Below are 2,111 nucleotides of genomic sequence, written 5' to 3'. Positions count from 1 at the left end.
GTACGCTGGCGCATGCGCTGGCAGGCCGTCGTTCATTAATCTAAGGAAGTTGTATGAGTCAGACCTCTGCTGCCTATGATTGGCATAAGCTGGAAGCTGCTGCTGATCAGCCTGTAGTGATCACCGATAACGCGACACTTGCCAAGTGGTGTCAGCATTGGCAAACCTTGCCGATGGTCGCACTGGATACCGAGTTTCAGCGTGTCGAGACCTTCTACCCGATACCGGGTCTGATTCAGCTGGCCGATGATCAACAATGCTATTTGATTGATCCGCTCAGCGTGACAGATTTTGAGCCGCTGAAAGCACTGTTCCAGAATACGGACGTGTTGAAGGTGCTGCATGCCGCCTCGGAGGATCTGGAACTGTTTCAGAACAGCCTTGGCGTGTTGCCGGAACCGGTCTTTGATACTCAGGTTGCGGCTGCGTTTCTGAACTGGGGATTCTCCATGGGGCTGCAGCGTATGTTGCAGGAGATCTTGGGTGTCGAAGTTCAGAAGCATGAGACCACCTCAAACTGGTTGCGTCGTCCCCTGAGTGAAAGCCAGGAGCGGTATGCTGCTTTGGATGTGGCTTACCTGCCCGCTATCTGCCAAAAGCAGAAAGACGCACTCGAAGCGCGTGGCATGTTAGAATGGCTGCAGCAGGAAAGCGAGGCCATGCTGCGGCAGGCGATTGATGAAGATCCAGAGGGAGCTGAGTACTATAAACGCTTCACGCAGATGTGGACGCTACCCGCGCATAAGATCGCCGCTTTAAGGGATCTGACCGCTTGGCGCGAGCAAACCTGTCGTGACCGTGATGTACCCCGCAACCGTATTCTGCGTAATCAGGCGCTGCTGGAAATTGTGAACCAGTGGCCTCAATCGGTTTATGACCTCTCCCGTGTTGATGATATTAAACGTGCCATCATTCGTAACGATGGCAAGCAGATACTCAGCTTCCTGCAAAATGCACGGCACAGTGCGGAACAGAGTCCACCTGAACCGATTCTGCGTCCGTTACCGTTTTTCTGGAACAAACCACTGAAAAAGCTGAAAGCTATTGTGCGCGAATGTGCCGCTGAGCTAGATGTGGCGCCAGAAATAATGCTGCGTAAAAAAGAACTGGATGCATTGATTCGCTCTGGTCTGGATGATGCGAATTTCAGTATGCCTGAGAGCATCAGCCCTTGGCGTCGCGATGCAGTGGGTGAAAAATTGCTCGCCGCGCTGAAAGAAATTGGGAAACGAGATTGATGAAAATTTGTTCTGTATTTAAAAGTTCACGTAAAGAAGAAATGTACCTTTACGTGGATAAGCGTGATCAGCTGAAACGTGTACCTGAGCCTCTGCTGGAGATGTTTGGTGCTGCTCTGCACGTGATGGACATGCCACTGACGGAAAAACGCGAGCTGGCTCGTGTTGATACTGCCAAGGTGCTGTCTGAGATCGATGAGAAAGGTTTTTACCTGCAGATGCCACCACCAAAAGAAGACTATATGCTGGACCTGCATCAGGATCGTCCTGAAACCGGAGTCCGCTAAGTGGCACACGAGGTTTTTTGGCGCAGCAAGTCGCTGGAAGCGATGAATCCACAAGAGTGGGAATCGCTCTGTGATGGCTGCGCTTTGTGTTGCCTGCATAAGGTCGAAGATGAAGACACCCGCGAGGTGTTTTACACCACCGTGGTGTGTCATCTGCTCGACTTTGATAATTGCCGTTGTACCCGTTACGAAGATCGTTGCACTTTAGTCCCTGATTGCGTGAAGCTGCGTCCGCAGGATGTGGATGCTTTTCATTGGTTGCCACCTACCTGTGCTTATCGACTGGTACACGAAGGTAAAGATCTGCCGGACTGGCATCCGTTGGTCAGTGGGCGTCAGGAATCTGTGATTGAAGAAAATGCCTCGGTACTGAGCTTCTATGAAGTGAAAGATAACGAAATCAACGAAGAAGATTTTGTGGATTACGTGATCGAGTAACGCAGCGTACTTAGCGTGAAACTAAAAAGCCCTGAACGTGTGTCGGGGCTTTTTAGTATTTGAAGGCTTCATATGTTGGGGGCTACGCGCATTTCTTCTCTAGCCCTGATGGATTGAAGCCGGTTGGAAGTGTTTCATCACAATGGTT

Annotated in this window: 3 protein-coding genes; all 3 read left to right on the top strand. The window is 50.8% G+C overall.

Annotated elements, in window-relative coordinates; genetic code table 11:
• The first annotated feature begins 53 nt into the window (after positions 1–53).
• From rnd to ABYW01_RS20170, 3 genes are read left to right on the top strand one after another with little or no spacing between them, the layout of a single operon-like run.
• Positions 54–1,238, top strand: a complete 1,185-nt coding sequence (gene rnd, locus ABYW01_RS20180) for a ribonuclease D (protein ID WP_372836244.1) — start codon at positions 54–56, stop codon at positions 1,236–1,238.
• Positions 1,238–1,525, top strand: coding sequence for a YcgL domain-containing protein (locus ABYW01_RS20175; protein WP_372836242.1), 288 nt, complete (start codon positions 1,238–1,240; stop codon positions 1,523–1,525). The genes rnd and ABYW01_RS20175 overlap by 1 nt, the downstream gene beginning before the upstream one ends.
• Positions 1,526–1,963: a YcgN family cysteine cluster protein gene (locus ABYW01_RS20170; protein WP_372836240.1), complete on the top strand. Its 438-nt coding sequence runs from the start codon at positions 1,526–1,528 to the stop codon at positions 1,961–1,963. It abuts the gene before it with no gap.
• Positions 1,964–2,111 lie beyond the last annotated feature (148 nt).

Source organism: Pontibacterium sp. (assembly GCF_041587635.1).
Classification (GTDB): Bacteria; Pseudomonadota; Gammaproteobacteria; order Pseudomonadales; family Balneatricaceae; genus Pontibacterium.
This window is presented reverse-complemented; position numbering and strand designations above follow the sequence as displayed.

Bases quoted from the DNA above. Each gene is read 5' to 3' on its own strand.
- rnd (WP_372836244.1), top strand. From the start codon at position 54: ATGAGTCAGACCTCTGCTGCCTATGATTGGCATAAGCTGGAAGCTGCT.
- ABYW01_RS20175 (WP_372836242.1), top strand. From the start codon at position 1,238: ATGAAAATTTGTTCTGTATTTAAAAGTTCACGTAAAGAAGAAATGTAC.